This window comes from Mycobacterium sp. DBP42, from assembly GCF_005924235.1.
GTDB classification, from domain to species: Bacteria; Actinomycetota; Actinomycetes; order Mycobacteriales; family Mycobacteriaceae; genus Mycobacterium; species Mycobacterium syngnathidarum.
This window is the reverse complement of record NZ_VCMY01000010.1, coordinates 1-24,651: the sequence shown is the minus strand read 5'-3', so window position 1 is coordinate 24,651 and position 24,651 is coordinate 1. Positions and strand designations below refer to the sequence as shown.

Sequence of the window (24,651 nt, the reverse complement as noted above, 5' to 3'; positions counted from 1 at the left end):
AGGTCGCGATAAAATCAGGGTCAGCAACTGCTCATCCCATGCGGCCGACATCCACGATACGCAGCATCGCGGCGCCTTCCTCGTCGCTGGCGGCCAGGTCGACTTCCACGTCGAAGCCCCAATCGTGATCCCCGGCAGGATCTTCGAGGATCTGTCGAACACGCCACACCTGCGGTTGCCGGTCGAAGATCAGCAACGCCGGGCCGCGCGCGTCGGCCCCGGTACCCACCTCGGCGTGCTCGTCGAAGTACGCCTCGCCGGCCTCGGCCCAGCGCTCGGCCGTCCAGCCGGACGTGGCATCGAGTGCCCCCAGCTCGTCCCAGCGGGCCCGGGCGAACAGCTCCACCCGGCGGAACAGCGCGTTGCGCACCATGGCGGTGAACGCCCGTTCGTTGCCGGTCAGCGGGCGCGGCCGGGCCGGTACCGCCACCGGAACATCGTGAGGTTGGTCCGGGCTGGTGAGCTGCTCCCACTCGTCGAGCAGGCTGGAATCGACCTGGCGGACGAGTTCACCCAACCACTCCACGATGTCGGCCAGTTGTTCGGTTCGGGCTGCCACCGGTACGCCCGAGCGCAACGCCTTGAACGCGTCCGACAGGTACCGCAGTACGGCTCCTTCGGAGCGCGTCAGCCCGTAGAGGCTGATGTACTCGCGGAAGGTGAGCGCGCGCTCCCACATCTCACGTACCACGGACTTGGGGGACAGGTGTCCGTCGGCGGCCCACGGGTTGGTCTGCCGGTACACCTCGTAGGTGTGCTCGAGCAGTTCTTGCAACGGTTTGGGATAGCTGACCTCGTCGAGCAGTTCGATGCGCTCGTCGTACTCGATCCCGTCGGCCTTCATCTGGGCCACCGCCTCGCCCCTCGCCTTGTTCAGCTGGGCGGCCAGGATCTGGCGGGGATCTTCCAGAGTGGCCTCGATCACCGAAACCACGTCTAAGGCAAAGGTTTCCGATTCGGTATCCAGTACGTCGACGGCGGCCAGCGCGAAGGTGGACAGGGGTTGGTTGAGGGCGAAATCGGGCGGCAGGTCGACGGTCAGCCGGTAGCGGCGACCATCGGCCTCGGGTTGGTCGAGACGTTCCACCACGCCGGCCTGTAGCAGGGAGCGAGCGATGCCGACGGCCTCGCGGATGTGCTTGAGCTGGCGTTTGCGCGGCTCGTGGTTGTCGGTCAGCAGGCGGCGCATCGCCGCGAAGGGATCGCCTGGCCGGTCCACCACATCGAGGATCATGGCCGTCGACACCCGCATGTTGCTGGTCAGTGCTTCGGGGGCGGCGTCGATCAGCCGGGTCATGGTGTTCTCACCCCACGGCACCATGCCCTCGGGGGCCTTGCGACGCACCAGTTTTCGGCGCTTCTTCGGATCGTCGGCCACTTTGGCGAACTGCTTGATGTTCTCCACCTCGTGGTCGGGTGCCTGCACCACGACCGTGCCGACGGTGTCGTATCCGGCGCGCCCGGCCCGTCCGGCGATCTGGTGGAACTCGCGGGCATTGAGCAACCGCATCCGGGTGCCGTCGTACTTCGACAGGGCGGAGAACACGACGGTGCGGATCGGGACGTTGATGCCGACGCCGAGCGTGTCGGTGCCGCAGATCACCTTGAGCAGCCCGGCCTGGGCCAGCTGTTCCACCAGCCGTCGGTACTTGGGCAGCATGCCGGCATGGTGGACGCCGATGCCGTGCCGGACCAACCGGGACAGCGTGGACCCGAACGTCGTCGAGAAACGAAACTGGCCGATGTGTTCGGCGATCGCGGCCTTCTCCTGCTTGGTGCACACGTTGACGCTCATCAGCGCCTGCGCCCGCTCCAATGCCGAGGCCTGGGTGAAGTGCACGACGTAGATCGGCGCCTGCTTGGTCTCGAGCAGGTCGGCGATCGTCTCGTGCATCGGCGTGGTGGCATACGAGTAGAACAACGGCACCGGTCGCTGCGCGCCGGCCACCAGCGCCGTCTCCCGCCCCGTGCGCCGGGTCAGATCCTTGCGCAGGAACGTGACGTCGCCCAGCGTCGCCGACATCAGCAGGAACTGGGCCTTGGGGAGTTCGAGCAGCGGAACCTGCCACGCCCAGCCGCGATCCGGGTCGCCGTAGAAGTGGAACTCGTCCATCACCACCAGACCGATGTCGGCGCCGGCCCCTTCCCTCAGCGCCAGGTTGGCCAGGATCTCGGCCGTGCAGGCGATGATCGGCGCGTCGGCATTCACCGAGGCATCCCCGGTGAGCATGCCGACATTGGCTGCGCCGAAGACGTCGCACAGCGCGAAGAACTTCTCGCTCACCAGCGCCTTGATGGGCGCGGTATAGAAGCTGCACCGATCGGTGGCCAGCGCGGCAAAGATGGCCCCGGTGGCCACCAGCGACTTACCCGATCCGGTCGGCGTCGCGAGGATCACGTTCGCCCCGCTGACCAGCTCGATCAGGGCCTCCTCCTGCGCCGGGTACAGCGTGGTGCCGTTGGCCTCGGCCCAGGCGGCGAAGTCGGTGAACAGGGTGTCGGCGTCGTCGCCCTTGGCGCGCAGCGCCGACAGGTCGTTCGGGTCGTCGAGCAGGGGAGTGGTCATGTTGGTAACCAGCGTGCCAGTTGGCCTGCACCGCCGATCGCCCGGTCGGCCACCCCCCTGCTCTGCGGCGTCAGCCGCTATCCGAACTGCCCCGGCTGGTAGTCCCCGGCGGGCATCTCGACGATCACGTTCAGGCGGTTGACGGTGTTCATGAAGGCGATCAGGCAGACCAGTGCGGCCAGCTGATCCTCGTCGTAGTGCTTAACCGCGTTCGCCCACACCTCGTCGCTGACCCCGCCCTGCGCGTCGGCGATCCGGGTGCCCTGCTCGGTGAGTTCCAGGGCCGCGCGTTCGGCCTCGGTGAACACCGTCGCCTCGCGCCACGCCGCGACCAGGTGGAGGCGCTGCTGGCTCTCCCCGGCGACCGCGGCGTCCTTGGTGTGCATGTCGGTGCAGAAGGCGCAGCCGTTGATCTGGCTGGCGCGCAAGGCAACCAACTGTTGCGTGGCACTGGGTAGGGCCGAGTCCGTGATCACCTTGCCCGCCGAGGTGATGTATTTGAGCATCTTGGTGGCGGTCCGGTTCTCGAACAGGTTCAAACGAGCGTCCATGGTGTACTCCCAGTCGAAAGTTGACGGTGACGGTGACTTGCATCCTCGAGACACCGCGGCTCGCCGAAATGTGACATGCGGCGATAATCAGCGGGTGCCGATGCCGTCCACGCTTGAAACCGTCCTGTTGGTGGTTGTCGTCGTGCTGTTCGCGGCGTTCGTCACTTTTCTGGTGCTGTTCATCGTGAGCAGGCGCCAGCTGACGAGGGCCCGCCGTGAGATCGAACGCATGAAACTCGACGACGAGGATCGCCGCCGCAAGCGCCGGCGCGGCGTCGCGCCGTTGGCGATCAAGACCGTGTTTCAGACCGCGGACATGCTGATCAACAAAGGGCTGGGTGCGACGGTTCGCAACTCGATCGAGGATCTGGCCGGGTGGGCGCAGGTGGAACGGCCGGATCTGGCCCGGCTGACCGCTGACGGGCGCGTCGTGATCGTGTTTTCCGACATCGAGGGCTCGACCGAGTACAACGCCTCGATGGGCGATCGGGCATGGGTGAAGCTGCTGGAGAAGCACAACAAACTTGTTCAGTCCTGTGTCGACAAACATGGCGGTCACGTCGTCAAAACTCAGGGCGACGGTTTCATGATCGCGTTCGCCGATCCGAAGAACGCAGTGCGGTTCGCCACGGATGTGCAGCGGGCGCTGGCCGAGAATCCGCAGCGCTGGCAGGCGATCCGGGTGCGCATCGGCGTGCACATGGGCACCTCGGTGCGCCGCGGCGACGACCTGTTCGGGCTCGACGTCGCGATGGCAGCCCGGGTCGCGGGTCAGGCCGACGGCGGCGAGGTCCTGGTCAGCGAACCGGTGGGCGAGGCGGTCAGGCCGTTCGGCGACGTCGTGCTGGGCGCGCCGAGGGAAGTCGAGCTCAAAGGACTTCCGGGAAGCCACGTGCTCTACCCGGTGCTGGCCGAACGTGAGGCCGGCGTGTGAGCTGAGCCCGTGTGGGTACTCGGCACACATGTGTTCACCAAACCTGGCCTTCGCGCAGCGGCACGGTGAGTGCCGATGACCCGGACGTTGCGGCGGTTGACGCGCTGGACCGAGAAGCCGGCGCGAGGCGTCGAGACCGCTTCGCCCCGCAATGTCAACGTGGTTCGCGGCTTGCTGGCACGGGCCACCACACCGCTGTTGCCCGACGACTATCTCAAGCTCTTGAACCCGCTGTGGTCGGCACGGGAACTACGTGGCGAGGTCGTCGATGTCCGCAAGGAGACATCGGACTCGGCCACCGTGACGATCAAGCCGGGTTGGGGATTCTCCGGTGACTACAAACCGGGCCAGTACGTGGGCATCGGGCTGCACATCGACGGGCGCTGGCATTGGCGGTCGTACTCGCTGACGTCGGTGCCGCGCCGCAAGGCGGAGTTGATCTCGATCACGGTCAAAGCCACCCCCGAGGGGTTTCTGTCCACGCACCTGGTCAACGGGGTGAAACCGGGCACCATCGTGCGGCTGGCCTCGCCACGCGGCGACTTCGCGCTACCCGACCCGCCGCCGGCCAAGGTGTTGTTGGTGTCGGCCGGCAGTGGCATCACGCCGATCATGGCGATGCTCAGGTCGTTGAAACACCGCGGGCACAACCCCGACATCGTGCACATTCACTCCGCGCCGGATACCGGCAGCGTGATCTTCTACGACGAGCTGCGAAACCTCGACCAGACGCTGTCGGGCTACCGACTGCATCTGCACCTGACCGAGGATCGGGGACACCTCGACTTCGGTGCTGCGCTGGCCGAGATCGCCCCGGACTGGGCGCAGCGCCCGGCCTGGGCCTGTGGCCCGCCGGAGATGCTCGACACCATCGAGGCCATCTGGGCGGATGCGGGACAGACCGAAAACCTGCACACCGAGCGGTTCGTCATCGCCAGGACCGACCGCGGCGGAGAGGGCGGGACCGTGACGTTCGCCTTCTCCGACAAGAGCATCGAGATCGACGGCGCCACATCACTTCTGGAAGCAGGTGAGCGGGTGGGAATCCAGATGCCCTTCGGTTGCCGGATGGGCATCTGTCAGACCTGCGTCCTGCCACTGGAATCCGGGCACGTCCGGGATTTCCGATCCGGTGCCGAGCACGGGGCGGGCGACCGGATCAACACCTGCATCTCCACCGCTTCGGGGGACTGCACGCTCAACGTTTGAGGACGTCTTCGACAACCGCAAGGAGGAACATGGCCATCGCCGACATCAAGCGGTACGCGCACCTGACCGAGGAAGATGTCGAGGCACTTGCCGCTGAACTCGACACGATCCGCGCCGACGTGGAGGAATCCCGTGGGCAACGCGACGCGCGCTACATCAGACGGGCCATCCAGCTGCAGCGCGCCCTCGCCGCAGGCGGTCGAATCGCCTTGTTTGCCAGTGGAAACCGGATCGCCCGCTACGCCGGCATCGGGATGCTGGCCACCGCCAAGATCATCGAGAACATGGAGCTCGGCCACAACATCATCCACGGCCAGTGGGACTGGATGAACGACCCCGAGATTCACTCCACGGAATGGGAATGGGACACCACCGCGCCCAGCGTGCACTGGAAGAAGTCCCACAATTTCATCCACCACAAGTACACGAACGTCGTCGGGCTCGACGACGACATCGGGTACGGCATCATGCGATTGACGCGCGACCAGCGGTGGGAGCGGTGGATGATCGGCAACCCGATCTACAACCTGCTACTCCGGCACACTGTTCGAATGGGGAGTGGCCGCCCACGGTCTGGAGACCACCAGATTCCGTAAGGGTGAGAAGTCGATGGCCGAGGTGCGTAAGGACCTACGGGTGATCGGCAAGAAGGTCGGCAAGCAGGCGGGCAAGGACTACCTGGTCTACCCGGCCCTGTCGGGACCGAACTGGAAGCACACCCTGAAGGCCAATTTCATCGCGAACCTGATCCGGAATTACTGGGCCTACGTCGTCATCTTCTGTGGGCATTTCCCCGACGGTGCGGAGAAATTCACCCGAGAGGAGTTCGAACGAGAGACGCCGGGTGAGTGGTACCTGCGCCAGATGCTCGCGTCGGCCAACTTTCACGCCGGGCCGCTGATGGCGTTCATGAGCGGCAATCTGTGCTACCAGATCGAGCATCATCTGTTTCCGGATCTGCCCAGCAACCGGTACGCCGAGATCAGTCAGAAGGTGCGGGCGCTGTGCGACAAGTACGACCTGCCATATACGACAGGATCGCTTCCCCGCCAATACTTCCAGTCGTTCTGGACCATCCTGAAGTTGGCACTGCCCGACAAGCTGCTGAAGGCCACTTCCGACGACGCGCCGGAAACCCATTCGGAGCTCAGGTTCCGGGTGCGGGAGGGGATGCGCGAGAGCTTCGGGGTGGATCCTCGCACCGGTAGGCGCCGAGGTCTGCGAACGGCGTTGCGTGAGCTGGAGACCGGCTCGATCACCGTCGAGCAGCGGGCGCCGCGGGCGGCTGGACGTGACGTGTGACCCATTGCGCGGCAAGCTTGATCAGGCCTGATCTCGGATAGCTGATGTGCGCATTCCAGTCTCGGCCGAGCGAACAGATCGGGTCATTGGTGTTGCACAGGTCGGCGGTCCTGGCGCCGAAGGCCGGGCTCATCCGGGTGAGCGGCTGACCGAGGCGCGCCGAGGGATTCCCGAACACCACGACCGAGGCGACACGTGGGACGACGGCGGCCGGGAGCGGTGCGTTGTAGCCGAGCCCGCCGACGGGGGAGGTGGCGACGACGTCGACGACGGCCGCCCCCTGCGAATAGCCGCCCATCACGATCTTGGTCTTGGGGCAGCGGGCCGCGGTGGCCTGGACGCGCTTGCTCATGTCGGTGGCTCCGGCCGCGGCTTTCCAGAAATCCCATGACGCGGGGTACTGCACCGCGTAGGTGCCCACCGACGCGCCTTTGACCATCGGGCGCAGCGTGTCGACGAAGGCCTTGCCGACATTGCCGATGCCTGCGGGTTCGTCGGTACCTCGGGCGAAGACGACCTCGATGTCGGGACAATCCGGGGCGGCCCAGGCCGAGGGGGCGTCGACGGCCGTCACGATCGTGGCCACGGCGGCGGACGCAGTCACCGCTGCGACGCCCGCGAGGGCCGAGACCTTACGGACACCCACGAATCACTTTTACCACTGTTTTAACAGCGATGCCCAGGCATACCAGGTTCGGGTAATGGGTATCACCAAGCGGTGACCAGCCCAGTTCTCGACGAACTCCTGCACATCGAGCGTGCCGGGTGGGATTCGTTGTGTGAGTCGACCGGCGCGGATTTCTACGGCGACCTGATGCTGCCCGACGCGGTCATGGTGCTCGCCAACGGCATGGTGATGGACCGCAACACCGTCGTCAGCGCACTGGCGCAATCGCCGCCTTGGCGGGCCTATGAGATCAGCGGTGTTCGGCTGATCTCCCTCGACGAGGACAACGCGGCCCTGGTCTACACGGGTACGGCCTACCGCGACGACGACGAGCCCGCGTTCGTCGGTGCCATGGCCAGCGTGTACCACCGGGTCCAGGGTGTCTGGAAGCTCGCGCTGTACCAGCAGACCCGCAAGCCGGACCAGTGAGCGACGTGCGCATATGGTCGAGCGGTGACGATCGCTTATGACGAAGCCCTGCGCGCCCGCATCGGCACGCATCTGGCGGGGTATCAGCGCCGCGCCGTGACCGACCCGACGAAGCGGCACGCGGCCGTCGCGGTGGTCCTCGTCGATTCCGAGCTCGGTGAAGACCGCGTGGACCCGGCTCCGGTCGATGAGTGGATCGACGGCCGGCCGATGCCGGAACCCGGGCTTGACGGTCGTATGGTCGACGTGTCCGGTGGTGCTGCTTTCCTGTTGTGCCGCAGGGCTTCTCGATTGTCTTCGCACGCCGCACAATGGGCGCTGCCCGGTGGCCGGCTGGATCCGGGGGAAAATGCCGTCGACGCCGCGCTGCGGGAACTGGATGAAGAGGTCGGGGTCAGCCTGCCCGACTCGGCGGTGTTGGGGCTGCTCGACGACTATCCGACCCGCTCCGGTTATGTGATCACCCCGGTGGTGATCTGGGGCGGTGGCCGGCTCGAGCTGCGGCCGTCCCCCGACGAGGTGGTGGCGGCCTACCGAGTGGGCCTGCATCAATTGCAGCGCGAGGATTCGCCGCGGTTCATCACGATTCCGGAGAGCCCGCGCCCTGTCGTGCAGATCCCGCTGGGCAACGATCTGATCCATGCGCCGACGGGCGCGGTGCTGCTGCAGTTGCGCTGGCTGGCCCTGGAAGGCCGCACCGATCCGGTCGACGAACTCGAACAGCCGGTCTTCGCCTGGAAGTAGCGCTCAGGCGTCGTGGCCGGGTGGCAGATCGGCCACGTCGGTGAGGCTGACCCACGGCCGCGGTTCGTCGGGGGCGTGGCCGTCGACCGGATTCAACAGGTAGCCGACGTGGTCGCCGAGATCGAACCGGTCGACGATGGCGCCCACGAACCAGGCCGGGGCCGCATCGAGGATCGGTGTCTGCGCGGTGCCGGCATGCCACTCACACTCGGCGAACTTGTCGACCTCGTCACCGGTCTGCCCGCCGAACCAGCGGGCCAGCGCCAGGTCGCCGCGCGCCAGCAGGTGTACCGCCAGATGCGTGGCGGCTTCCGCGGTGGTGAAGGTGTGGTTCTTCTTGGAGATACCGACGAGGAAGCGGGGTGGGTCGATGCTGGCCTGCGTGGTGAAGCCGACCAGGCAGCCCGCCGGCCCGCCTTCGGCCCGCGCGGTCACGATGAACATCGGATAGTCGATCAGGCCGACGAATGCGTCGAAACCTTCCCAGCTGTGCGCCACCCGACCATTGTCGGCCACCGCGGCGCCGGTCTGGCGCAGCCCTGTCGGGGTAGCCCCTCCTGCCGCCGGATTCGCGGTGCGGCGCTAGCCGCCCCGGGTGCGGCGCCCACGGCGGACGGCGGTGGTGGTGGGAGCGCTCGGGCGCGGTGGTGTCACGGGTGGGTCCAGGCTCTGAAAAGACGCGAGGATGCGTGCTCGGTCGCCGCCCAGTCCGACCAGCAGATTCGTGATGTGCGGTGCCAGCACCGTGGCGACGCCTGCCCCCTCGGTGCCGAAAACGCCGATGATCTCGGCGAGTACATAACCGTGCATCATGGTCCAGATCTGGGCGGCAACCGCGATCGGGTCACCGTTGTCGATGGCGCCGACATCCATGCAGCGCCGTACGAAGGCGGGGATCTGGGCGTACACGGAATTGATCTCGGACAGGGCCGCCGGGGTCCCGTCGACCGTGACGTCACGGCCGATCGGCAGTGTGATGGTCGGAGAGGTGATTCCGAACATCAGCCGGTACCGCTGCGGGTAGGTCAGGGCGTACTCGCGGTAAGCGAGTCCGGAGGCGAGCAGGTCGGCCACCGGATCGTCGCTGTCGGGACGCCGGCGCAGGTGTTCGCCGAAGCGGATGTAGGACTCACGCACCAGGGCCTCGTAGAGGCCGGGCATGCCGTCGAAGTGGGTGTAGACCGCCATCGTGGAGGCGCCGATCCGCTTGGCCAGCATGCGTGCGTTGAGCGCCTCCGGTCCGCTTTCCTCCAGGACCTGCAGGCTCTCTTCGATCAGGCTTTCGCGAACTCCCATGGTGGACATCGTCCTGGACATGCTGCCATAACAATGTTATACCTGCCAATAACATTGTTATGGATGGGTGGGGACCGATGTTTCTGGAGAAGATTGGGCGAACGGCGAGCAGATGCGCCCTGCTGGTCGCGGGGATCTGGGTCATGCTGGCCGGCGTCGGCAATATCGCTGTGCCCCAGCTCGAACACGTCGTCAAGGAACAGTCCCGGGCGTTCTTCCCCAGCGATTCCGGCGCCACCCGGGCAGCCCAACGGATGGGGACGCTTTTCGGGGATTCCGACAGCAACAACATCGCCTACGTCGTCCTCGAGGCCGACCGGACGCTGGGGGAGCCCGATCGCCGCTATTACCGCGCCTTGGCCGAGGCGCTGCGTACCGAAACTCCCGGTGTCGAGTCGGTGATGGACCTGTGGGACGACCCTGCTGCCGCCGCCGTCTTCGAAAGCCAAGATCACCAGGCGGCCTACCTGATGGCCAGGTTGTCCGGCCAACTGGGCAGCAGCACCGCAACCGACGCTGTGGCCGCCCTGCGCGCGGCGGTCGACGCCGCCGGCCCGCCCGAGGGGCTCCGTACCCACGTCACCGGTCCAGGTCCCAGCCTGGTCGACGAATTCGAGGCTCTGGACGCGCAATTGGCGCGGATCACGGTGCTGACCGTCGGCATGATCGCCGCCCTGCTGCTGGTCGTGTACCGGTCGCCGATCACCGCGGCCGTACCGCTGGCATCGGTGGGGCTGGCGCTGGCGGTCGCGCGCCCGGTGGTTGCCCTGCTCGGCGAGCACGGGTTGGTCGAGGTCTCGGTGTTCTCGGTGGCATTGATGTCGGCGATGGTGCTCGGTGCCGGGACCGACTACGGCATCTTCCTGCTGGGTCGCTACCACGAAAACCGGCGTGCCGGCCTGCCACCACCGGATGCGCTGGCCGACGCCTACCGCCGGGTGGCGCCGGTGATCGCCGGGTCGTCCGCCACCATCGCCACGGCGTTGTTCTGCCTGACCTTCGCCAAGGTGAGCTTTCTGCGCAGCGCCGGGATACCCAGTGGCATAGGTGTTCTCGCAGCAATGATGGGTGCGCTGACATTGACCCCCGCGATGATCGGCTGGTTCAGCCGGCGCAGACTGGTCGAGCCGCGGGCCACGCGGATCAACCGCCGGTGGCGCCGGATCGGCACCGCCGTCGCGCGGTGGCCGGGGCCGGTTCTGGTCACCGCCGTGACCGCGTTGATCGTCTGCACGGTCCCGCTGCTCGGTGCCAACGTCAGCTTCGCGGAGTTGTCCGCACAACCCTCCGGCACCGAATCCAGTCGGGGCTACCAAGCGGTGCACGGCAGGTTTCCGGACAACCGGTTGCTGCCCGAGATCGTGTCGATCCAAGCCGACCGCGATCTGCGGACCCCAGCCGGACTGATCACCATCGAGCGGGTCACCAAAAGGATCCTGGAGGTGCGCGGGGTACGCACCGTGCAGTCGGCCAGCAGGCCCGCCGGCACCCCGGTGCGTCAGGGCACGCTGACCTATCAGGCCGGCCAGATCGGCGAACAGCTCGACGGCACAGCACAATCCGCGCTCGACGGGATGGACTCGATGGACACCGTGGTGGCCACCATCGGACAACTCGACACTGCGCTCAACGGCATGCAACGGGGGCTGTCGGGCGCCGTCGACGGCCTGAACCGGGTCGGGGCCGGCTCGCAGGACATCGGTGCAGGTATGTCCGGATTGCAGGGAAACCTGCAGCAGGTCTCCGGATACGCCGATCCGCTGCGCCAGTTCGTCAACGACAACCCCGACTGTGCGGCCAATCCGATCTGCGCCGCGGTGCAGAAAATCGTCAAGCCCCTCGACGATGCGGTCAGTGCGACAGGCACCCTGGCCGGCGGGGCCGGGGCGCTCGAAGAGGGCGCCAGCAGTGCCACCAACTCACTCGACGGTGCGGCCAGGGGCGTGGCGACGATGCGCGCCGCGTTGTCCCAGCTGCGTGGTCTCACTTCCACGTTGCGCGCCAGCCTGGGCAGTGTCGGGCCGCAGATGCAGCAGATGACGGGGTACCTTTCCCAGCTCAGCGCCGACTTCGACGGCAGTTCCGAGGGCGGGTTCTATCTGCCGCCAAGGACTTTCGAGGATCCCGAATACCGGCGGGTGATGACCATGATGTTCTCCCCGGACGGCCACGCCACCCGGATGCTCGTCTACGGCGACGGTGAGTCCTGGGGGCGCGATGGTGCGGACCGTTCCTACGAGATTCGCATCGCCGCTGCCGAGGCGCTCAAAGACACCCCGCTGGCTGCCGGCGGCACCGTCGACCTCACCGGTGTGGGAACGGCCACCGCGGAACTCATTTCCTACGTGCAGCACGATTTCACCCTGCTGGTCATCGCCACCCTGGTGCTCATCTTCGTGATCGTGGCCGGCATGCTGCGCAGCCCCGTCGCCGGGATCGTGGTGTTGACCACCGTGACGATCTCCTACGCATCGGCATTGGGCGCCAGCGTGGCCATCTGGCAGTTCGGATTCGGTCAGGCCCTGCACTGGGCGGTACCGGCACTGGCGTTCATCGCTTTGGTCGCCGTGGGCGCCGATTACAACCTGCTGCTGGCCATGCGCCTGCGTGACGAGGCCCGGGCCGGGATTCGGACCGCGACCATCCGGGCCTTCGCCGGCACCGGCAGCGTCGTCACCGTGGCAGGCATCGTGTTCGGGCTGACCATGTTCGCCATGCTGGGCGCCAGCGTCGTGACGATCGCCCAGGTGGGCTCCACGATCGGTATCGGGCTCCTCCTCGACACCTTGGTGGTGCGGACCTTCGTGGTTCCGCCGATCGCCGTGCTGCTGGGCCGGTGGTTCTGGTGGCCGCGGCGGGTACCGGCGACAGCGGGCCCGGGCAGCAGGGCATGGGATGAGCAAAGTCTGGGTACATCGACTGGGTCTGGGAAGGGGGACGGCCGACCGGAGAGGATTCATGACCGCACCGCGATTGCACGCTGACCAACGCGATGCCGCCGAGGCGCAGCGCATTGTCGGGGCGGTGACCTCGGCATTCAGCACCCGGGTGGTAGGGCAGGAACACCTGCGCGAATCGATGCTGCTGGCGTTGCTCGCCGGCGGGCACCTGCTGCTGGAGAGCGTGCCCGGCCTGGCCAAGACCACCGCGGCCCGCGTGGTGGCCGAGTCCATCGACGGCAGCTTCCGCCGTATCCAGTGCACACCTGACCTGTTGCCCAGCGACATCATCGGCACCCAGATCTACGAAGCGGCAAGCAACTCGTTCAGCACCCAGCTGGGCCCGGTGCACGCCAACATCGTGCTGCTCGACGAGATCAACCGATCCAGCGCCAAGACTCAGAGCGCGATGCTGGAGGCGATGGAGGAACGCCAGACCACGATCGCGGGCGTCGAATACCCCATCCCCGAACCGTTTCTCGTCATCGCCACCCAGAACCCGGTCGATCAGGAAGGCACCTATCCGCTGTCGGAGGCGCAGACCGACCGCTTCATGCTCAAGGAGATCGTGGGCTACCCGTCGATCGACGACGAGGTCGAGATCGCCGCCCGGATGGACGCCGGCCTCTACGACCGCGGTCATCGCGCGGCGCCCGTGGTCACCATCGACGACGTGCGTCGCGTGCAGGACATCGTGTGCACCGTGTACCTGGACCGCACCCTCGTCGAGTACGCCGGCCGGCTGGTGGCCGTCACCCGCGAGCCCGGGCATCACCTGCCGGCCAACCTGGCGCGGGTGATCGAGTACGGGGCCAGCCCCCGCGCCACCCTGGCGTTCTGCCGCACGGCGCGCGCCCTGGCCGTACTGCGGGGCCGCGACCACGTGGTGCCCGACGACATCGCCCGGCTGGCCCACCGAGTGCTGAGGCACCGGCTGATCCTCGGCTTCGAGGCTGCCACCGCGCGAATCACCCCCGACGTGGTCGTCGACGCGGTGCTGCGCGCGGTGCAGGTCCCGTGAGGCCGCGATGGGCAGGTACCTGGACTCCGCCAAGGCGTACGCCGGCCGCGACATCGGGGGGTTACTCGAAGGCGGCCGTTACGCCCTGATACACACCCGCAGCCTGGAATTCGACGAGCTGCGCCCCTATGTCCCCGGCGATGACGTCCGCGACATCGACTGGAAGGCCACCGCACGATCCGGACACACCCTGATCAAACGGTTCGTCTCCGAAAAACATCACAAGGTTCTGGTGGTCGCCGACGCCGGACTCAACAGCTGCGCAGTGGCGCCGTCGGGCGAGTTGAAAAGGACGGTGGCTCAGCACCTCATCGGCGCGATCGGGCTGATGACGCTACCTCGATCCGACGAGATCGCCATGGTGCTCGGTGACCACCGCGGCAATGTGGACATCCGGCTGCGCCGCGGCGAGACCCACATCGAGAGCCTGCTGCACCGGTTCCACCACCACGCCACCGATGACCCCGGCCCGAGCGACATTCTGGTCCAGCTCGAGTGGGTGGCCCGCCACTACCGGCACCGGCTGCTGATCTTCGTGGTTTCCGACGAGCCGGAGATCAGTGACCGGCTGGCCGAGGTGCTGGGATCCCTGACCGCCCGCCACGACGTGTTGTGGGCCCTGGTCAGCGACATGCCTGCGGTCAGCGCACACCGGGACACCGGGCGCAGCTACGAGGTGGCCGACGGACGGCCCATCCTGACCGGTCTGGACCAGAGTGTGATCGAGGACTACCGACGCGCCGAAGCGCAACGGCGCGAGCAGCTTTCCGAGTTTCTGACCCTGCAGCGAGTGCCGCATGCCCGGGTCACCGGCAGCGTGCGGATCAGGGCCGCCTTGACCGCGATGACCGGGGTGTACGCCCGTGCCGGATGACCTGTTGCAGCACGTGATCGGCCCCACGCCCTACTCGTCGGTGTGGCTGTGGACGGCGATCGGCCTGACCCTGCTGTTGGGTGCCTGGTACGCGGGCGTCTTCGTGCTGACCTCACCGCGACGTCCGGTACGTGAGCTACCAGTCCTCGGCGCTGCGCGGGCCGAGTTGCTGCGGCGCCGGTCAGCCCGCGCGGTCCGCGCCATCGGAAACCGCTACCGGGCCGGCGATCTCACTGCGGCCGACGCCGGTGCCGCGCTGAGCGTCGAGCTACGGGGATTCCTGCAAGCCGCGACGGGGGTGCCTGCGCGGTACATGCAGGTCGACGCGATCGCAGACAGTGCCGCCGCACCGGCCGTGCCGATCCTGGCCGACATCACCGACATTCAGTTCAACCACCGTTCGACGCTCGATGCCGGTGTGGCCAGTGCCACGGCCGAGGAGTTGATCCGCGAATGGACCTGATCTGGTGGGCGGTGGCGATGGCCGGTTGCCTCGCACTTGCCGGGTGTGTGGGTCTGGCCCTGCTGCCCACGCAGTCGGTCGACAAAGACGAATTCCTACCCCTGGCCAACACCGCGCGGCTGACCCGGTTGCCCGCATACGTGCGGACCGCGCGCCGGCGAACGGTGTCGGCCGTCGTCGCCATGGCGATGCTGACGGTCGCTTTCGGGGCGTCGGCACTGGTCGCGGCGCGCCCCACCGGCCTGCCCGCGTGGGGTCGCGCCGCCGAGGTCGCGACCCCCGAGGACATCATGGTGTGCGTCGGCGGCCCGCTCACCGATCCTGCGGTCAGCACTACGCTGCGGTACTTCGCCGAGCGCGCCGACTCCTTCGGCACGGAACGGATCGGGCTCTCCTCGGCGAACCGCCGGGTCGTCCCACTCACCCGTGACTACCAATACGCCGCAGCACAATTCGCCGCCTTCGGGCGGCAGGAGGGTTCTCGCCCGTTCGTCGCCCCCGTCTCCTACGTCGACTACGCCGCCAACGTCGAGGACGTGCTGGCCATGTGTTTGACCGGCTTCCCGTCCTTTTCGGAACCGTCCGCGCAGCGGCGGTCGATGATCTACGTCGGCCCCGAATTCCTGCCGCGTCCCGGTGACGTGACCCCGCTGTTCCGTACGGATCGGCTCCGGGAACTCGCAGTGACCGCAGGGGTCCAGGTCAACGCGATCACCCCCGGTTCCGGCGGCGGGCCCGCGGACGGGCTCACCCGCAGCACCGGCGGGCGATGGTTCGGATCGGCCGACGTGGCTGCACATCTGACCGAGATCCGGGAACACCCGCCGCGAGCCGGCTCCACCGGCGAGTCCACTGAAGTCCGATCTGCCGAAACCCCAGGGATTCCGGTGTTGCTCGCGCTGCTGGCCATCGGGGTGCTGTGGTGGTGGCCGGTGGTGATGCGGTCATGAGGCTCGAACCGGTCCTGCCGCCTCTGCTCGTCGCGGCGCTTGCGGTGGTGCTGCTCGTGGCACGCACGATCACCTTCGGCCGGGTCCGGGCACAAGGCGGCGGCTGGCCGGCGGTGTGGCGCTGGTCGGCCCTGACCACGGCAGGGTTGTTGCTGCTCGTCGCCGCGCTCGGCCCGATCGCCGGGAGCACCCGTGACACCGTGCCCCGGCCGGCCGGCGATCGTGACCCCAACGTCTTTGTGATCCTTGATCGTTCGCCGGACATGTCGGGGCCCGGCACCGACGGTCGGTCCCGGATCGCCACCGCCCGCGACGACATCGCGGCCCTGATGGAACGGTATCCGCAGGCCCGCGTCGCCCTGATCGGCTTCACCGACCGACCGTCCGTGGACTGGCCGCTGTCGGCCGATACCTGGAGCCTGCGACCGGTGGTGACCTCCATGACCGCGCACGCGGCGGTGGGGGATGCCCCGGATGCCAACGTCGGCGCGGCCGCCAGCGTTCTGCGCTATCAGCTGATCAGCGCGATGCAGCAGTTTCCGCGCGCCCAGAACCTGGTGTTCTATCTCGGCGCGGGAGCTCCGGGATCGCAAGCGCCGCAACGTGAATTCCTGCTGCCCGAGAATTCTGTGGACGGCGGCGCGGTACTCGGGTACGACGACGCCGGGGCGAAGGCGCTTCGCGGGGTGGCCGACCAGATCGGGGTGCCGTTCGTGCCGCGCACCGCTGCGAAGCCGCTGGCCGAGGCCCTTCCCGGCGGTCAAAGCCAGGCCCAGGAACCCGCGGCCGTCGCGATGGCCGGCACCGTCGAGCTGTACTGGTTGTTCGCTGCGGTGGCCGCATTGCTCATTGTGGTGGAGCTCTATCTTGTGCTGCGCGAGTTCCGTCGCACCCAACCGCTCGACCTGGGACCGCGATCATGAGCACGCTGCGTCGCCGGTTACTGGTGTACTCGGCCCCGGTGGCGCTGGTGCTCGTCATCGCGATCGTCAAGCTGTTCTCGGTCGTGGTGATCGGCAACTCGGCAGCCGCCAGCTTTGCCGACCGTGACACCGAGGCTTTGGCGGGCGAGGTCGGGCGGCTCGAGCTGTTCAACGTCGTCGACCCGGGCAAGGCAACCTTTGCCGAGGGCACCCTCGCCGTTCTGGAGGACCGGCTGGCCGACGCCGAGCGGAACTTCGCTGACGCGGCGGCCCGCCTGGGTGCGGCTGAATCATGTTCGGCGATGGTCAATCTGGAGCTGGTCCGCGAGACACTCGGCGACCGCGCGAACGCGGCGTCCGACAGCCGCGGCGCTCTGGGTCACTACCTGGCGGCACGAGATGTGGTGCAGCACGCCCCCGACGGTTGCTTTGCCGGCAACGCCGACGCCGATCCGGATCGGCGCGACATCCGCAACCACGCGCAGGCGCGGCTGGACCGCAAGATCTCATCGGCCGGGGCCACCGTGGCGCCCAACGCACCGCCGCCGCCTCCGGCCGCGCAGGCGCCGCCACCGGGGTCGGCAGGCACGGCACCCACGCGATCGCCCGACCGGCTCGACCCCGCATCCGGGGATCCGCTGGACCGGCTGCAACAGATCTTGCGTGATGCGGCCAGGGGATAGATTCGAGTCAGGCAAGACGTTGAGTCGGTTCGTTTGTCTCGAGATTCAAGCGGAGGAAGTGGGATGGCGGTGGCGGACGGGCTGTCTGCGCGGGAGGCGAAGCGCCTACAGACGCGTGAGCGGTTGATGGGTGCGGCGATCGCCGAGTTCAAGCGCGCCGGCATGGCCGACGCGGATGTGGGCACGATCGTCACCGCGGCGGGCGTCGCGCACGGCACGTTCTTCTTTCATTTCCCCACCAAGGAGCATGTGCTGCTGGAACTGGAGCAGCGTGAAGAGGTACGGATCGCCAAGCAGTACGGCCAGTTTCTCAAGAAGCCGCACAGCTTGGAGGAAGGTTTGCGCGAAGCCATGCGGCTGGTGGTCGGGCTGGAGCGAAGGCTCGGCGGCATGCTGTTCAAAGACTTTCTGGCCCTGCACTTCTCACAGACCCGGCCCCCTGTCCCGGACAGTCAGGAACATCCGGTGATCTCCGGGGTGGCCCGCGAGATCGAAGCGGCACAGCAGCAGGGTGAGGTCGCCGCCGACGTGAACCCGTGGAACAGCGCGGTGTTCTTTCTGCTCGGCTTCTACGCGCTGTTGATCACGACCAACGATTGGCCCACCCGCGACGCCCTGCTCGACGACTACGTCGTCAGGACCATGCGCAGCCTGGCACCATAGACCGACGCTTCGACCGCAGTCCGTCGGCGGCGCCGACGGGCTCACCGGCGGATGCGGTTGTGTTGCGGGGATCTAACGATTCGGTGGTGTCCCGGGGTTGCCGCTGCGGTGAGCAGCAAACCCGTGGTTCAGTGGTAACCGATGACTGATGCCTGGTCCCTGCGTCGCTGTCTCACCGCTGCGGTGACGGCGGGTGTCACGTTGCTCGCGGTGGGCGCCCCGTCGGCCTCGGCTGCGCCGTCCAGCGATGCCCGGGGGTATGTCGACTCCACAGCCCGGTGCGCCAGTGCGGACGCGACCGTACTGTTCGGCAGCACCGACGCGTCACGAGTGGCGATCTGTTCGGTGTCGGGCGGCAAGTACGAGTACCGAGGGGTGCGGCTGCGCGACGGCGCCAAGCTGATCGTGCCCGCGACCCGCAACGACGACGGCGCGTTTCGCGTCGAGAACGCCGGCATCGAATACCTGGTGACCTCGAAGTCGCTGGTACTGAGCGCGGGGGAGAAAGTGATCCGCGAGGAGGCGATGGTCGACTTCCACCGCCCGGGAGCGTCCGCCCCCGCGGCGACGCCCACACCCACCACGCCGTTGCCGCCGCCGCTTGCCGCCGAGGTCGGCGGTAGCGGCGTCCGCCGCTGACCCGCTGCCCCCCTGAGCAGGGCACTCGCGCGCGCAGTTGAGCGGGTGAGTTGAAAATGATAATCATTAACGGTATGGATCTCGACCGATTGCGCCGGGGCACGACTTTCCTCACGGTTCCGCTCGTCGACGGCGTCATCCAGGTGGGCATCGGTGGTGACTTCCCGACCACCACCCTCGCCGTCGCGGTGTCGGCGTCGTCGGTGCGGGTGCGCAGGCTCGACGGCAGGCGCCTACAGGTCCACATCGTCGAGAACTGGCAGGACGCGACCGATCCCGGCGTGGCAACCCCGGTGTTCCACGAGCCGGTCGAAGAGCTGACGCTCGAGCGTCGCGGCGAATCCTGGGTCCCGCGCTCCGTCGCGCGCGGCCGGGGCGCCGCCCTCGAGCGGTTTGTCGGCACGCTCACCCGCTTCGCCCTGGCAAAGCAGCGACGCGCCGTCGATCAGGACGTGGGTGCGGCGTAAGCCTGCAGATACTGCGTCAGCGCCCGCTCGCCCTCGGTAAGGATCGCCCGGTCTCGCTCCCGCCCGGCGTGGAAAGCCATCTCCAGCAGGCGATCGCCCATCTCGACCGCCACCATCGTCACCAAGGGGTCGGTGCCCTCGGGTAGCAGACCCCAGTTCAGCAGCCTGGCGTGCATGGCGTTGGCGAACTCGGCTCGGCGCGCCCTCGGGTCGGCGATCAGGCCGCTGGCCAGGCTGGTGTAGTGCAGGTTCACCAGGTGCGGATGGTTGCGCAGATGCTCGTAGTGAAATTCGAAGATGCCGTGGGTGACCTCGGCCAGGCTGGTCGGTGTCAGCGTGGCCAGAAACGCCGCCCCATCTGCGTCACGCCGGTCGAGGTGGTCGGTGACGATCTCCTGCAGGATCGCGTCGCGGTTGGGGAAGAACTGATAGACCGTCGCGACAGGCACTTCGGCTCGATGTGCGATGGCCCGGGTGGTGACGGCGTCTACGCCCTGGGTCTCGAGGAGCTCGAGCGCTGCGGCCCGGATGCGTTCGACGCGGCGTCGGCTGCGTTCCTGGACGGGCTGTCGGCGCCGCAGTGGCTTGTGGGAGACCACCTCTGAATCGTCGCACACCGCTGACGTGAGCCATGTTCATGTTTCGCCCTCGCCGGCGCCATTTCCAGGGGTTTTCCGACGCCGATTCGCGGTCGAAGTGGCCGGATTCACATCATCGGGCCGGTAAACGAAGTCGCCGGGCCTCGCCGCTATCCAGGCAACGAAATCCTGATACGCCGTGGAGAGTCCCGAATCTGGTGAGAACTGTTGGCGCCCAGCACAATTCCCACATCGCCCGGCTATTGGCTCGTAATTCGTACCGGTCCCTGCCGGTGATGATCGCGATAACCTCGACTCGGTTGAGCACACAGCCGGTCGCATGGTCGAGGTTCACCTCGCCCCTCCCGTTGCAAGGCGATGGAGTGCCATCATGACTGCTACTCACTATTACCCCGACTGGCTGCGACCGGTTCGGTCGACCGATACCACCGTCATCGACTGCGCCGGAGCGCGGGTGTCGGCGCATGTCCGGGGCCCGGCCACGGTGCTGGTGGTCGAAGGCGAAATCGACATCTGCAACTCGGGCCGGCTGGTAGCGGCGATCCGCCGTCTCGTCCACACCGGAACCCCCTTCGTCCTGGACCTGCGCGCGGTCGACTTCATGGCGGTCAGCGGATTCCGTGACCTGATGACGGCGTACGAAGACCTGGATTTCACGAGCGCGGACCTCGGCGCAACCGAGGACTTCCTGGCGCGCGCCTACACGAAGATGTCCATCGGCCGGGCGCGTGATGAGCTCCCGGCTACACGCATCGTCCGAAAGTGGTTGGGGCCGGTCAGTTTCGATGAAGTCAACCTCGCTCGTCGCCTCGACCAGCGCCTCGATGCTGGCGGCGGCCGTGGTGGCCACCATGCCGACCAACGCCGGGCTGGAACCCGGCCCGACCGATCGGCGCGATGCCAAACCGGTGCTGTTGCGCCGAGCCATCGCCTACATCGAAGCCAACGCCGACGCCGATATCGCCCTCGCCGACATCGCAGAAGCCGTCTATGTCACGCCACGAGCGCTGCAATACATGTTCCGCCGCCACCTCGGGGACTCGCCGATGGGCTACCTGCGCCGCGTTCGCCTCGACCACGCCCGTCAAGAGCTGCTCAACGCCGATCCGGCCACGACGACCGTGCAGGCCGTCGCCGCTCGCTGGGGATTCGCCCATACCGGGCGTTTCGCCGCTGCCTACCGCCACATGTTCGGTGAGAATCCTTCAGACACCCTCAATTGACCTTGCAGTCCCCGACCGCGCATCCGAAGGAAACCGTGTCCATACTGTCCACACCGATACTGGCCGACGCCCTGGCACGGTTTTTCTCGGCGGCCGTCAACCCGGCGCCCAAACCGGGCGTGCGATTCCCCGAAATCCCGGGCCGCACAACGCTGACCGACATCCCGACCCGGCACGGTGACGTCGCCGCCACGGTGTACCACCCGCCGTCAGGTGCGGCGAAACCGGCTGTGTACGTGAACGTGCACGGCGGCGGCTTCGTCGTCGGACACCGTGCACAGGACGACCCGTGGTGCCGTTATCTCGCCGCCAACGCGAATGTCGTTGTGGTCAATGTCGATTACCTGTTGGCACCGCGACACAGGTTTCCCACCCCGGTCGATCAGATCTATGACGTGTTGAGCTGGGTCTCGGCGCCCGAGCGGGATTGGGACGGCAGCCGGTTGTGCCTCGGCGGCCAGAGCGCGGGCGGCAGCCTCTGTGCGGCGGCTTCCCGGCTGGCGCTCGAGAATGGCGGGCCCCCGATCGCATTGCAGGTTCTGCACTACCCGCCACTGGATCTGGTCACCGCGACGAAGGACAAGCACTCTCCACTGGGTGCCAAGGCGGTGATGAAGCCCTGGATGGGTGAGGTGTTCGACACCGCCTACATTCCCGAGCGGGCTCGGCGCAGCGACCGCCTGGCCTCACCGGCCTGGGGTACCAACGCCGACGGAATCGAAGGCATCGCCCCGGCACTGATCGTCACCGCCGAGTACGACCGGCTGCGCGACGAGGCCTGGCGGTACGCCCAGAAGCTCGACGCGGTCGGCTCCCTCGCCGAGTATCACGAAGTGCCCGACGTCGACCACGGCTACAACATCATGAGTGACAACGTCGACGTCACCCGCAGGGTCTACGAACACATCTCCGGGCACGTCCGCCGCGCGACGGGTTCTTAGCCCAACGAACCGTGCACGGCGAGCGTCGCGGCGACGGCGTTGGCCGCCTCGGCGCCCTTCTTCACGAAATGCTTCGTGAAGTAGTCGACATGCTCGTCGTGCTCGTGGAAATGGTGCGGAGTGAGCACGACGGAGAACACCGGAACATCGGTGTCGAGTTGCACGCGCATCAGCCCGTCGATCACCGCGGTGGCCACGAAGTCGTGGCGGTAGATGCCGCCGTCGACGACGAGCCCGGCCGCGACGATCGCCCGGTAGCGCCCGGTAAGCGCCAGACGCTTTGCGGTGAGCGGGATTTCAAAGGCGCCGGGTACTTCGAAGAACTCCAGGGCCGCATCGGCGAATCCGTGGCTGCCGATCTGCTCGGTGAACCCCTCGCGCGCCTTGTCGACGATGTTGCGATGCCAGGTGGCCTGCACGAACGCGATCTGAGTGGCTGAGTCAGACATGTGGTGACGCTATCGCACGTCGAGGTAGGCGTCGGCCCATGCGCCGATGATCCTGCCGGCGCGTTGGGCCTGCCCGGGCCTGGTGAGCAGGTGCTCGGAGCCTTCCAGCGAGACGAAGCTGCGTGGATGGCGGGCGGCCCAGAAGATGTCGCTCGCGTTCTTGATGCCCACGGTGTTGTCGGTCGGAGAATGCAGGATGAGCAACGGCAACTTGAGGCCTTCGATCTTGTCCAGTAGCTCGGCGGCCCGGACGTCCTCGACGAATGCCCTCTTGAGGGTCAGCGTCCTCCCGCCCACCATCCACTCGCCGCTGCCTTCGGCGCAGACCTGATCGATCACGGCGTCGTATTGGCGTTCGACGTGCGTGGGGTCGAACGGCGCACCGACGGTCACCACGGCCCGCACGCCGGGGGATCGTCGGGCCGCTGCGATCACTGCCGCACCGCCCCACGAGTGTCCGATCAAGAGGTCGGCAGGCGTGCCGCGGTCGGCCATGAACGTACAGGCCGCAATGACGTCGTTGGTCTTGACAGTGAAGGAGCCATCGCCCCAGTCCCCCGCGGAATCACCCAGGCCCAACGCGTCGAAGCGCAACATCCCGATGCCGTCGGCGGCCAGCTGCTTGCAGATACGGGAGGCGGCGGGCGAATCCTTGCCGAGGGTGAAGCCGTGCGCGAACACGCCCCAGCCCCGCACCGGCCCGTCCGGCCGATCGATCACGCCCGCCAGCGCAGGCCCGGTCGAACTGGGGAATGTGACGCGCTCAGCCATGCAGGTGGTCTACCACGAAGCTGCAGCCGCAGCGGAATGTGCGCCACGGCACTTCCTGACGCCGTATGGGTAACCAGCCCGCCACCTCCGAGGCCGCGATACGTAGTCTGGACAGCATCGTCTGCTGCTGGTCAGTGCCGCCCGGCATGCTGCGACTGAACGCAATGAGATGTGGAGCAAGTCCGTGCCCCTGAACACCATCGCGCTGGAACTCGTCCCGCCGAACCTGGAACGTGGCCTGCAATATCCCGTGGACGAGGCGCGGAAAGTGCTGGCTTTGGCCGCCGAGACCGGGATCGAAGGCCGCATCGGACACGTCATGATCCCCGGGATGATCGACGAGGACGATGACCGTCCGATCGAGATGAAGCCGCGGATGGATGTCCTGGATTACTGGAACATCCTCCGGCCCGAGCTGGCCGGTATGCGTGGTCTGTGCACGCAGGTCACGTCGTTCCTGAGCCAGGAGGCGCTGGGCAAGCGCCTGACCGACCTCAGCGGCGCCGGTTTCGACGGCATCGCCTTTGTCGGCGTGCCGCGGACCATGAAGGACGGCGAGGGCGAGGGTGTCGCACCCACGGATGCCCTCTCGATCTATGAGCAGCTGGTGCCCAACCGGGGAGCCATCTTGATCCCGACCCGCGACGGTGAGCAGGGCCGGTTCAACTTCAAATGCGAGCAGGGCGCGACGTACGGCATGACCCAGCTGCTGTACTCGGATGCCATCGTCGGGTACCTCAAAGAATTCGCCGAGACCACCGAGCACCGGCCCGAGATCCTGCTGTCGTTCGGCTTCGTGCCGAAGATGGAGTCCAGGGTCGGCCTGATCAACTGGCTGATCCAGGATCCGGGCAACCAGGCCGTGGCCGCTGAGCAGGAGTTCGTCAGCCAGCTCGCCGAACGGGATTCCGATGAGAAGCGCAAGCTGATGCTCGATCTGTACAAGCGGGTGATCGACGGGGTGGCCGAGCTCGGCTTCCCGCTGAGCATCCACTTCGAGGCGGCCTACGGGGTGTCGAAGCCGGCCTTCGAGACGTTCGCCGAGATGCTTGCCTACTGGGCGCCCGACCGAATCGGCTAGCACTTCGCACGGCCGCACTTGTCGGTGGTCGAATGTATGTTCGAATTATGCAGGCGGGTGCGGTTCAGGCGGTGGCCGGGTTGCGGGCCGCCTTCGACGTGTTCGCCGCGTGTGACTTCGCTTCGCTGAACCGCGGTGAGCTGCTGGCGGTGCTCGACGAGTACGAGACCCTGACCTGCCAACTACCTTCCCCGCTGCATCGGCTGCTGGCCCAGTTGCAGGCCGACACCACACCCCGGGAGATGGGCGCCAAATCGTGGAACGAGG

Annotated in this window: 25 protein-coding genes and 3 pseudogenes; 20 read left to right on the top strand and 8 right to left on the bottom strand. The window is 67.2% G+C overall.

The window, feature by feature from the left end; all coding sequences use genetic code 11:
- Window positions 1-31: 31 nt before the first annotated feature.
- Complete coding sequence (locus E0T84_RS12635; RefSeq protein WP_138744613.1) at window positions 32-2,566, bottom strand: RNA helicase; 2,535 nt, start codon at window positions 2,564-2,566, stop codon at window positions 32-34.
- Between the two features lie 77 nt (window positions 2,567-2,643).
- Window positions 2,644-3,117 carry a carboxymuconolactone decarboxylase family protein gene (locus E0T84_RS12630; RefSeq protein ID WP_070186152.1) on the bottom strand — a complete coding sequence of 158 codons (474 nt, stop codon included), beginning with the start codon at window positions 3,115-3,117 and terminating at the stop codon, window positions 2,644-2,646.
- Between the two features lie 100 nt (window positions 3,118-3,217).
- Here E0T84_RS12630 and E0T84_RS12625 point away from each other — a divergent pair, with 100 nt between their 5' ends.
- From E0T84_RS12625 to E0T84_RS12615, 3 genes and pseudogenes are all read left to right on the top strand, one after another.
- Window positions 3,218-4,051, top strand: a complete 834-nt coding sequence (locus tag E0T84_RS12625; protein ID WP_083339309.1) for an adenylate/guanylate cyclase domain-containing protein — start codon at window positions 3,218-3,220, stop codon at window positions 4,049-4,051.
- Between the two features lie 75 nt (window positions 4,052-4,126).
- The gene (locus E0T84_RS12620) at window positions 4,127-5,260 is read left to right on the top strand and encodes a ferredoxin reductase (protein WP_070186151.1); all 1,134 of its coding nucleotides are present in this window, start codon (window positions 4,127-4,129) and stop codon (window positions 5,258-5,260) included.
- A gap of 29 nt (window positions 5,261-5,289) precedes the next feature.
- Window positions 5,290-6,562: pseudogene (locus tag E0T84_RS12615) on the top strand (fatty acid desaturase).
- Here the strand turns inward: E0T84_RS12615 and E0T84_RS12610 are convergent.
- On the bottom strand, window positions 6,516-7,208 hold the full coding sequence (locus E0T84_RS12610) for a cutinase family protein (RefSeq protein WP_075910434.1): 693 nt from the start codon (window positions 7,206-7,208) through the stop codon (window positions 6,516-6,518). The pseudogene E0T84_RS12615 and the gene E0T84_RS12610 sit on opposite strands and share 47 nt — an antisense overlap.
- A gap of 72 nt (window positions 7,209-7,280) precedes the next feature.
- On the opposite strand from E0T84_RS12610, the gene E0T84_RS12605 reads away from it, so the two are divergent.
- Together E0T84_RS12605 and E0T84_RS12600 are read left to right on the top strand one after the other, a co-directional pair.
- Window positions 7,281-7,658 (top strand): nuclear transport factor 2 family protein, encoded by a 378-nt coding sequence (locus tag E0T84_RS12605; protein WP_138744612.1) that lies wholly within the window; start codon window positions 7,281-7,283, stop codon window positions 7,656-7,658.
- A gap of 24 nt (window positions 7,659-7,682) precedes the next feature.
- The gene (locus E0T84_RS12600) at window positions 7,683-8,402 is read left to right on the top strand and encodes a CoA pyrophosphatase (RefSeq protein WP_070186147.1); all 720 of its coding nucleotides are present in this window, start codon (window positions 7,683-7,685) and stop codon (window positions 8,400-8,402) included.
- Between the two features lie 3 nt (window positions 8,403-8,405).
- Here the strand turns inward: E0T84_RS12600 and E0T84_RS12595 are convergent, their stop codons facing one another.
- Complete coding sequence (locus E0T84_RS12595) at window positions 8,406-8,846, bottom strand: flavin reductase family protein (protein WP_070186191.1); 441 nt, start codon at window positions 8,844-8,846, stop codon at window positions 8,406-8,408.
- A gap of 138 nt (window positions 8,847-8,984) precedes the next feature.
- Window positions 8,985-9,698, bottom strand: a complete 714-nt coding sequence (locus E0T84_RS12590) for a TetR/AcrR family transcriptional regulator (RefSeq protein WP_165688734.1) — start codon at window positions 9,696-9,698, stop codon at window positions 8,985-8,987.
- 77 nt (window positions 9,699-9,775) lie between these two features.
- Between E0T84_RS12590 and E0T84_RS12585 the strand changes: the two genes are divergently transcribed.
- From E0T84_RS12585 to E0T84_RS12540, 10 genes are all read left to right on the top strand, one after another.
- Window positions 9,776-12,682 (top strand): RND family transporter, encoded by a 2,907-nt coding sequence (locus E0T84_RS12585; RefSeq protein ID WP_138744611.1) that lies wholly within the window; start codon window positions 9,776-9,778, stop codon window positions 12,680-12,682.
- Window positions 12,657-13,658: a MoxR family ATPase gene (locus E0T84_RS12580; RefSeq protein ID WP_070186144.1), complete on the top strand. Its 1,002-nt coding sequence runs from the start codon at window positions 12,657-12,659 to the stop codon at window positions 13,656-13,658. The genes E0T84_RS12585 and E0T84_RS12580 overlap by 26 nt, the downstream gene beginning before the upstream one ends.
- Before the next feature lie 7 nt (window positions 13,659-13,665).
- Window positions 13,666-14,532: a DUF58 domain-containing protein gene (locus tag E0T84_RS12575; RefSeq protein ID WP_070186143.1), complete on the top strand. Its 867-nt coding sequence runs from the start codon at window positions 13,666-13,668 to the stop codon at window positions 14,530-14,532.
- Complete coding sequence (locus tag E0T84_RS12570) at window positions 14,522-14,995, top strand: hypothetical protein (protein ID WP_070186142.1); 474 nt, start codon at window positions 14,522-14,524, stop codon at window positions 14,993-14,995. The genes E0T84_RS12575 and E0T84_RS12570 overlap by 11 nt, the downstream gene beginning before the upstream one ends.
- Window positions 14,986-15,945 carry a hypothetical protein gene (locus E0T84_RS12565; protein WP_138744610.1) on the top strand — a complete coding sequence of 320 codons (960 nt, stop codon included), beginning with the start codon at window positions 14,986-14,988 and terminating at the stop codon, window positions 15,943-15,945. Before E0T84_RS12570 ends, E0T84_RS12565 begins: the two co-directional genes overlap by 10 nt.
- Entirely contained in the window at window positions 15,942-16,868 is a 927-nt protein-coding gene (locus E0T84_RS12560; RefSeq protein ID WP_070186190.1) for a VWA domain-containing protein, read from the top strand. The genes E0T84_RS12565 and E0T84_RS12560 overlap by 4 nt, the downstream gene beginning before the upstream one ends.
- A complete protein-coding gene (locus E0T84_RS12555; RefSeq protein WP_070186140.1) occupies window positions 16,865-17,551 on the top strand; it encodes a hypothetical protein in 687 nt (228 codons plus the stop codon). Before E0T84_RS12560 ends, E0T84_RS12555 begins: the two co-directional genes overlap by 4 nt.
- Window positions 17,552-17,614: 63 nt before the next feature.
- Window positions 17,615-18,214 (top strand): TetR/AcrR family transcriptional regulator, encoded by a 600-nt coding sequence (locus E0T84_RS12550; protein WP_070186139.1) that lies wholly within the window; start codon window positions 17,615-17,617, stop codon window positions 18,212-18,214.
- Between the two features lie 141 nt (window positions 18,215-18,355).
- Complete coding sequence (locus E0T84_RS12545) at window positions 18,356-18,853, top strand: hypothetical protein (protein WP_070186138.1); 498 nt, start codon at window positions 18,356-18,358, stop codon at window positions 18,851-18,853.
- 74 nt (window positions 18,854-18,927) lie between these two features.
- Entirely contained in the window at window positions 18,928-19,320 is a 393-nt protein-coding gene (locus E0T84_RS12540; RefSeq protein WP_070186137.1) for a hypothetical protein, read from the top strand.
- On the opposite strand, the gene E0T84_RS12535 is transcribed toward E0T84_RS12540, so the two are convergent.
- Window positions 19,299-19,919: a TetR/AcrR family transcriptional regulator gene (locus tag E0T84_RS12535; protein WP_070186189.1), complete on the bottom strand. Its 621-nt coding sequence runs from the start codon at window positions 19,917-19,919 to the stop codon at window positions 19,299-19,301. The two genes, E0T84_RS12540 and E0T84_RS12535, sit on opposite strands and share 22 nt — an antisense overlap.
- Before the next feature lie 319 nt (window positions 19,920-20,238).
- Between E0T84_RS12535 and E0T84_RS32720 the strand changes: the two are divergent.
- The 3 genes and pseudogenes from E0T84_RS32720 to E0T84_RS12520 form a co-directional block, all read left to right on the top strand.
- Window positions 20,239-20,511 (top strand): annotated as a pseudogene (locus E0T84_RS32720) (hypothetical protein); the annotation flags it as partial.
- A 193-nt stretch (window positions 20,512-20,704) separates the two neighbouring features.
- On the top strand, window positions 20,705-21,142 hold the full coding sequence (locus E0T84_RS12525) for a helix-turn-helix transcriptional regulator (RefSeq protein WP_249383625.1): 438 nt from the start codon (window positions 20,705-20,707) through the stop codon (window positions 21,140-21,142).
- 119 nt (window positions 21,143-21,261) lie between these two features.
- Window positions 21,262-22,083, top strand: a complete 822-nt coding sequence (locus tag E0T84_RS12520; protein ID WP_249383629.1) for an alpha/beta hydrolase — start codon at window positions 21,262-21,264, stop codon at window positions 22,081-22,083.
- Here E0T84_RS12520 and E0T84_RS12515 read toward each other — a convergent pair.
- Together E0T84_RS12515 and E0T84_RS12510 are read right to left on the bottom strand one after the other, a co-directional pair.
- Window positions 22,080-22,532: a 6,7-dimethyl-8-ribityllumazine synthase gene (locus E0T84_RS12515; protein ID WP_070186136.1), complete on the bottom strand. Its 453-nt coding sequence runs from the start codon at window positions 22,530-22,532 to the stop codon at window positions 22,080-22,082. The genes E0T84_RS12520 and E0T84_RS12515 overlap by 4 nt on opposite strands.
- A gap of 9 nt (window positions 22,533-22,541) precedes the next feature.
- Window positions 22,542-23,303: a S9 family peptidase gene (locus tag E0T84_RS12510; protein ID WP_138744607.1), complete on the bottom strand. Its 762-nt coding sequence runs from the start codon at window positions 23,301-23,303 to the stop codon at window positions 22,542-22,544.
- 184 nt (window positions 23,304-23,487) lie between these two features.
- Here E0T84_RS12510 and E0T84_RS12505 point away from each other — a divergent pair, with 184 nt between their 5' ends.
- Window positions 23,488-24,384, top strand: a complete 897-nt coding sequence (locus E0T84_RS12505; protein ID WP_212757708.1) for a mycobacterial-type methylenetetrahydrofolate reductase — start codon at window positions 23,488-23,490, stop codon at window positions 24,382-24,384.
- Window positions 24,385-24,431: 47 nt separating this feature from the next.
- Window positions 24,432-24,651 (top strand): annotated as a pseudogene (locus E0T84_RS12500) (hypothetical protein); the annotation flags it as partial.